8 protein-coding genes are annotated in these 7,027 nt (G+C 61.9%); 2 read left to right on the top strand and 6 right to left on the bottom strand.

Going from position 1 to position 7,027, the window contains the following annotated elements; all coding sequences use genetic code 11:
* Positions 1-112 precede the first annotated feature (112 nt).
* From BBF94_RS14220 to BBF94_RS14210, 3 genes are all read right to left on the bottom strand, one after another.
* The gene (locus BBF94_RS14220; protein ID WP_065259622.1) at positions 113-718 is read right to left on the bottom strand and encodes a 3'-5' exonuclease; all 606 of its coding nucleotides are present in this window, start codon (positions 716-718) and stop codon (positions 113-115) included.
* A 17-nt stretch (positions 719-735) separates the two neighbouring features.
* Positions 736-1,215: a LabA-like NYN domain-containing protein gene (locus BBF94_RS14215; RefSeq protein ID WP_065259621.1), complete on the bottom strand. Its 480-nt coding sequence runs from the start codon at positions 1,213-1,215 to the stop codon at positions 736-738.
* A gap of 216 nt (positions 1,216-1,431) precedes the next feature.
* Positions 1,432-2,190, bottom strand: coding sequence for a DUF2076 domain-containing protein (locus BBF94_RS14210; protein ID WP_065259620.1), 759 nt, complete (start codon positions 2,188-2,190; stop codon positions 1,432-1,434).
* A 178-nt stretch (positions 2,191-2,368) separates the two neighbouring features.
* Between BBF94_RS14210 and BBF94_RS14205 the strand changes: the two genes are divergently transcribed.
* Both BBF94_RS14205 and BBF94_RS14200 read left to right on the top strand, forming a co-directional pair.
* On the top strand, positions 2,369-3,043 hold the full coding sequence (locus BBF94_RS14205) for a YciC family protein (RefSeq protein WP_065259619.1): 675 nt from the start codon (positions 2,369-2,371) through the stop codon (positions 3,041-3,043).
* A gap of 74 nt (positions 3,044-3,117) precedes the next feature.
* A complete protein-coding gene (locus BBF94_RS14200; RefSeq protein WP_065259618.1) occupies positions 3,118-4,194 on the top strand; it encodes an endonuclease/exonuclease/phosphatase family protein in 1,077 nt (358 codons plus the stop codon).
* A gap of 2 nt (positions 4,195-4,196) precedes the next feature.
* On the opposite strand, the gene BBF94_RS14195 is transcribed toward BBF94_RS14200, so the two are convergent.
* From BBF94_RS14195 to BBF94_RS14185, 3 genes are read right to left on the bottom strand one after another with little or no spacing between them, the layout of a single operon-like run.
* Positions 4,197-5,033, bottom strand: a complete 837-nt coding sequence (locus BBF94_RS14195; RefSeq protein WP_065259617.1) for an ABC transporter ATP-binding protein — start codon at positions 5,031-5,033, stop codon at positions 4,197-4,199.
* Positions 5,021-5,824, bottom strand: coding sequence for an ABC transporter permease (locus BBF94_RS14190; protein WP_065259616.1), 804 nt, complete (start codon positions 5,822-5,824; stop codon positions 5,021-5,023). Before BBF94_RS14190 ends, BBF94_RS14195 begins: the two co-directional genes overlap by 13 nt.
* A 10-nt stretch (positions 5,825-5,834) precedes the next feature.
* Entirely contained in the window at positions 5,835-6,812 is a 978-nt protein-coding gene (locus BBF94_RS14185) for an ABC transporter substrate-binding protein (protein ID WP_065259615.1), read from the bottom strand.
* Between the last annotated feature and the right edge of the window lie 215 nt (positions 6,813-7,027).

The raw sequence follows: 7,027 nt of genomic DNA, 5'->3' as shown, positions 1-7,027 counted from the left end.
TCTGCGTGGGAATGACTCAACGGACGCTCCGCGTTCGGCTTCGGAAGGGACGCAGAGCGTCCCGGGCTGCATTCCCACGCAGAGCGTGGGAACGATCAACCGGGGGCGGACTTCAGCGAAACCTCTGCAAGTGCTCGCCAACCTTGGCAGCCGGTACCTTCTGCAATTTGCACAGCAGATCATGGGACAACTCCCGCACCCCATGCTTGTGCCGCAGTTCATCCGCCAGATGCACCATCAGGTTCGCCGCCATCTCCGCATCCGCCATTGCCCGGTGCGCCTGGCCGGTATGCGGCAATTGGGCAAAAGTGGTGAGTGTGCCAAGCTTGTGGTTCGGCGCCGCCGGCATCAGGCGGCGGGCCAGCAGCAGCGAGCAGGCAAAGTTCTGCAAACGGGTGCGTTTGATCCGGCCCAGTTCGAAGTCCCAGAACTTTTGGTCGAACGCGGCGTTGTGCGCCAGCAGCGGCGTGCAGCCGACGAATTCGTTGACTTCGTTCATCACCTGCTCCGCCGACGGCGCGCTGCGCAGCATGGCGTTGCTGATGCCGGTGAGTTGTTCGATAAAGGCCGGGACGCGCACGCCGGCGTTCATCAGGCTCTGGTAACGCTCGACGATGCGGCCGTTTTCCAGCATGACCACGGCGATTTCCGTGGCCCGGCAGCTGCTGCTCGGCGAGATGCCGGTGGTTTCAAAGTCGATGACTGCAATGCGTTCCAAACCGGGTTCAACTCCGTTCAATTCTTCAGCAAAAGTGTGCCTTCGATCGGCACATAACGGCTGGCGGCGCGGATCAGCGAGTTGGCGGTCAGGCCGGGAACGCCGTAGGCCACCGCTTGTACACCGTGTTTGTTGATGATGCGTTCGAGCAGCATGTCGAAATCGCCATCACCGGAGGCCAGGACGATTTCATCGACATGGTCGGCGGCGTCCATGATGTCGAGGGTGATGCCCACGTCCCAGTCGCCCTTGGCCGAGCCGTCGCTGCGCTGGATGTAGGGTTTGAGTTTCACGGTGAAACCGAGGTTGCGCAGGATCTGCTGGAACTGCTGCTGTTTGCTGTCGCCCCGGTCGATCGCGTAGGCGTAGGCCTCGACGATCTGCCCGTGCCGGCTGACATCCGCCCACAGCGCCGCGTAGTTGAAGTGGCAACCATAGGCCTGGCGGACGGTGTAGTAGAGGTTCTGCACATCGGCGAACACTGCGATTTTTTTCACCGGAGTTCCTGTGAGCGCTGACGCGCATGAGCCGGATCAGGCATCAGGCCCGAAAAAGGTGCTCAGTATGCCAGTAAAAAGCAGTGTGGCGAGGGAGCTGGCTCCCGCTGGACTGCGCAGCAGGCCCATCCTCTTGAAGACGGATTTGCTGCGCGGCTCAGCGGGAGCAAGCTCCCTCGCCACGGAGTGTGGTATTACCCGGTGACCTACCGTTTATCAGACAAAGGAATCATCGTCATCGAAGAACGATGAGTTGTCATCGCTGTAGTCGGTGTCGGTGAAGCCACCCTGGCTGTTGCCCCAGGAGTCGTTGTTGGCCATGCGCTGGTCATCGCCCCAACCGTTGTTGCCCTGGTCGGCCACTTGCGCAGGCTCTTCCTTGATCACTTCGACGATTTCCTGCGGCTGCTGGTTGTGATGGAACAGGCTGCTGATGCCCTGTGCCAGCATCACACCACCGGCCACACCGGCTGCGGTTTTCAGGGCGCCGCCGAGGAAGCCGCTGCCGGCCGCCGGGGCCGCTTGTGGCTGGCCATAACCCGCTGGTGGCGCGCCGAAGTTCTGTTGCGGCGCGGGGGCACCGTAGTTCTGCTGCGGAGCCGGTTCACGCCAGCCGCCGGTGGAAGCCGGGGCGCTCTGGGTCGGTGCCGGGCGCGGACTGCTGCTCCCGAAGATGCTCGACAGGAAACCGCCGCCGCTCGACGCCGGGGCTGCGCTTTGCGCCTTGGCCGATTGCAGTTCGGCCTGCAGTTGCTGAACCTGTTGAGTCAGTTGCTTGTTCTGTTCGTCGAGGCTCTTGATCGCGGCCTCCTGCACCAGAATCGCCTGGGTCATGAAATAGCCTGCGGCCGGCTGGCGCGTCAGGTGTTCCTTGATCCGCGCCTCGGCCTGGGCGTCGCGCGGGGCTGCCTCCGTTTCGGCCTGTTGCAGCCGGGAAAACAGTCCATCGATCAGGGTTTGCTCTTCGCTGTTCATGGCGACCTCGTAGATTGCCGGAAATAACGTTGCCCTCGTCCACGGTGGAGGAGGCGCACCTACGTAATGGAGGCAATGACAGAATGTTTCAATGGTCTTTACCGAACGTTTACGTTTGCGCCTCGCCGCACTTCATCGGTTAAAGTGAGCCACTGTTTTTGACCTGCGATACCGACTGATGAATGCCTTCGATGTGCTGCGTGACTCGCTGTATTTCTTTAAACGCAATCTGGCGCGGATCGTCCAGCTGTGCCTGCCGCTGGTGATCTTCGAAGCCGCGCTGCAACAAGTGGTCGATCATGCCAGCGACCCTGACGGTTATTCGGCCATCAGCGTGATCGTCGGCCTGCTGGTCTACCCGCTGTACACCGCCGCGCTGATCCTGTTTCTCGATGCCCGCACCCGTGGCGAATTCCCGCAGACCCTCGACTTGCTGGCGATGGCGGCGCGTCTGTGGCCACGCTTTGCCGTGCTCACTGCGCTGAACACGTTGTTGATTCTGCTCGGTCTGTCCCTGTATTTCCTGCCAGGCCTGTGGCTGATGGTCACCCTGGCCTTCGGCGAATACCTGCTGGTATTGCGCGGCTACGGCCCGTTGCAGGCGATGAAGGAAAGCCTGCGCCTGAGCCGTGGGCATTTCCTGCGGATTCTGGTGTGCATTCTCTGTGTGATGGGGCCGCTGTGGCTGCTCAAGGGCCTGACGTTGCAGGTCTATCCCGACCCACAGAATCCGTTGATCGCCGTACTGATCGACAGCGGTCACAGCTTCCTGCAACTGTTCACCAGCGTGGTGCTGTTCCGCCTGTTCATGCTGATCAGCGAATTGCCCGACAAACGTGACGGAAGGGTCTGACCGCTCCGGGCTTGGGCCGAGCGACGGGTCTCGGGTATGCTCGGGACCACTTCCGTATCGCTACAAGCCGAGCCATGACCCGTCTACTGCGCTACATCCTGCTCTCTGTGCTGCTGGCCGTCGCCCTGATCGGCGTGATGATTTTCAGCCTGACCTGGCGCCCCGACGCCCGGGAGTCCCTGCCGGTCAGTTGCACCGGGCAACCACCGACGCTGGTGCCCGGCCAGGCGCTGAAAGTCATGACCTGGAACGTGCAATACCTGGCGGGCAAGCGTTACGTGTTCTGGAACGACCTGGCCCGTGGCGACGATGAAGCCCCGACTCCGGAGGACATGGCCTTCAGCCTCGATGAAGTGGCCCGGGTGATCCGCGACGAACAGCCCGATGTGGTGCTGATCCAGGAACTGGATGACGGCGCCAAGGCCAGCGACTATCAGAACCAGCTAAAGCTGTTGCAGGAACGCCTCACCGACCTCTACCCGTGCAGCGCACACGCCTTTGACTGGAAGGCCGATTTCGTCCCCGATCCTCATATCTTCGGCAGCGTCGGTCGACAGCTCGCCACCCTGAGCCGCTACCGCATCGAACACGCCGAACGCCTGCAATTGCCGGTGCAGCCGCTGAATTTCATCAGCCGCCAGTTCCAGCCGAAAAACGCCCTGCTCGCCACCATTTTGCCGTTTAGCGATGGCGGACAACTGGTGATGTTCAACACGCACCTGGATCGCGCCATGCAGCCGGACGAAACCTTGCAGGCGCAGGTCACGGCGGTGGCGAAAGTCCTCGACAAGCACGAAAGCCACGGCACGCCGTGGCTGATCGGGGGCGACTTCAACCTGTTGCCGCTCGGCCAGTACCGGCGCCTGCCGGTCGAACAGCGCACGCCCTACTCCGTGGACAGTGCGCTGCATCTGCTGTGGGACAAGTACCCGATGATCCCGACCAACAACGAAGCCGGCGGCATCGACCGCGCCAGGTGGCTGACCCACTATCCCAACGACCCTGGCCTCAACGGCCCGGACCGCACGGTCGACTACCTGTTCTACAGCCCGAAAATCAAACGGGTCGAGGCCACGGTGCGGCAGGACGATACCTTGCGCATTTCCGATCACTTGCCGGTGATTGCGAAGTTCCTCCTGCCACCCAACTGAACTCAGTGAGCCTCTTCAAGATCGTCGTGCAACAGCCCGAAGATCTGCCGCTTCATGTCGATGAACGAGCGTTCCATGACCATGTCCAGCGAACGCGGGCGTTCGATCGGCACATCGAGAATCTGCTTGATCCGCCCGGGCCGCGCGCCCATCACGTACACCCGGTCACCAAGCAGGATCGCCTCATCGATATCGTGAGTGACGAACAGTACGGTTTTCTTGCTGTTGCCCCACACCCGCAACAACAGTTGCTGCATTTGCAGACGGGTCTGGCTGTCGAGGGCGCCGAAGGGTTCGTCCATCAGCAGGATCTGCGGATCGTTGGCCAATGCACGGGCAATCGCCACCCGCTGCATCATGCCGCCGGACAACTGCTTGGCGTAGTTGTCGGCGAAGCCTGACAGCCCGACTTCGTGCACGTAGTGATCAACGATTTCCTTGCGCCTGGCCGCCGGCATGCCCCGACGCTTGAGACCGAACTCGACGTTCTGCCGCACCGTCAGCCACGGGAACAGCGTGTAGCTCTGGAACACCATGCCGCGATCCGCACCGGGGCCCTGCACTTGCTGACCGCCGACGTAGATCTCGCCGGAGGTCGGCTCGGCCAGGCCGGCAGTGAGGTACAACAGACTCGACTTGCCGCAGCCCGACGGCCCGACCAGCACCGCGAATTGCTGGTCCGGCACTTCGAACGACACTTCTTCCAGCGCGGTGAAGGTTCCGCCGCCGGGTTTGCTGTAGCGCAGGCTGACCTTGTCCACCTGCAACCTTGGCGCGGCGTGTGCCGGTGCGGCGACCGGCTCGATGAAACGACGGTTGGCAGCGGTTACTGAGCCCATGCGGCAATCCTCAAACGCAAGAAGCGGAACAGTTGATCGGTGACCAGGCCGAGCAGGCCGATGATCGCGATGGCGAGAAAAATCACGTCGACCTGAAAGCCGCGCATGGCCTTGAGGCTCAAGTAACCGAGGCCACTGGATGCGGCGACCAGTTCGGCCACCACCAGATAGGTCCAGGCCCAGCCCATGGTCACCCGCAAGGTGTCGAGTACACCGGGCAACGACGCCGGGGCGATCACATGCAGCACCGCGTCACGCCGGTTGGAACCGAGGGTGTAAGAGGCATTGATCAAGTCCTTGGAAATGCCTTTGGACACGTCCGCAACCATCACCAGTTGCTGGAAGAACACACCGAAAATGATCACCGACACCCGCTGCTCCAGACCGATGCCGATCCACAGGATGAACAGCGGCACAAACGAGGTCACCGGCAGGTAGCGGATGAAATTGACCATCGGTTCGAGGAATGCCTGGACGATGCGGAAGCTGCCCATCAGCAGGCCCAGCGGCACCGCCACCAGCGACGAGACGATGAAGCCGACCATCACCACTTCGACACTGGCCCAGACATGCTGGCCGAGGGTGCCGTCGCGACTCAGGCGCAGCGCCGCTTCGACCACCGCACCGGGCGTCGGCAGGAACATACCCGGCACGATGCCGCCGTAGGACAATCCGGCCCACAGGCCGACCAGCAACACCCAGGCCAGACCGCTGGCGCTCCACACCACCGGCACCGGCAATCCGGTCTTCGGCGTGATGCAGCGGCTCAGCCATGAATTGCGCTTGAACATGAGCAGTCTCCTAGAGCGGGCTGACGAAACGGTTGTCTACCAGATCGTCGTTGCTGACGTTGTAGGGCTTGCCCTGCAATTCGCTGGCGGTTTCGTTGGCCAGTTTGATCAGCGGAGCGCTGTCACCCGGCGCGCCCGGTTTGCCCAGCAGCTTCTCGCTCATGGCCTGATCGTAGAAACGCACGCCTTGCGCGGCGGCGGCCAGCTCCTTCGGATCGGACAGGTAACCGCCGACACCCCTGGCCATGATTTCGTAGGCTTTCTGTGGATGGTCCTTGGTGTATTGCACCGCTTTATAGAGACCGGCAACCAGCGCCTTGACGTCTTCCGGCTGTTTCTCGATCACCGTGCAGTTGAGCGCCACCACGTCGACGATCACGCCCGGCGTACTGCTGCTGTCGACCAGCACCTTGCCCTGCTGCTTGTCGCGCACCATCGACAGATGCGGTTCCCAGGTCACGGCAGCCGGTACGCGACCGGCGATGAACGCGGTGGCGGCATCGTCGGCGGTCATGTTCTGCACGGTGATGTCGCTCATGCGCATGCCGTTCTTTTTCAGCAGATACGAAAGCCAGAACTGCGAGGTCGAACCCTCGTTGACGGCCACGGCCTGGCCCTTGAGTTCCTGCAGGCTCTTGACGTTTTTGCCGACCAGCACGCCGTCGCCACCATGGCTGTCATCCAGCGCGGCCACGGCCTTGAAGCAGAACTGCGGGCGGTACTTGAGCACTTCGTCGATGGTCGAAGCCGAGCCGGACAATTGCCCGGACGCCTGAGCGGCCATGTACATCGAGGCTTCCTCGACTACCGGCAATTCGACGGTCAGGCCGTTTTCCTTGAAGTAACCCAGATCCTGGGCCAGATACAGGGTGCCGTAACCGACCCACGTGGTGTGGCCGATCGACAAGGTGCCGGCCTGGGCGCCGGTGACCGAAAGGGCGGAAATCGCCAGAGGACATGCAAGACGGGTAAACAAGGACTTGTTCATGGAGCACTCCCAACGCTGTTGATTTAGTTGTCATGGGCAGTACGGCCGGCCGGGGTGTCGCGATTGCACGCTGCGGTCTCTGTCGGACTCTGGCAGGCAATGCCTTGGCTGGCGAAATCGATGTTGACCCAGGCCCGGCGTCAGGAAAACGAGGAAATAGTTAGACGCGAACGATGAAAAAACTGGGTAGTGCGCACCACGAAAGGGCGCGTCGG

This window comes from Pseudomonas bananamidigenes (assembly GCF_001679645.1).
Lineage (GTDB): Bacteria > Pseudomonadota > Gammaproteobacteria > Pseudomonadales > Pseudomonadaceae > Aquipseudomonas > Aquipseudomonas bananamidigenes.
Note: the sequence above shows the minus strand (reverse complement) of the source record. Positions and strands in the feature narration are given on the sequence as shown.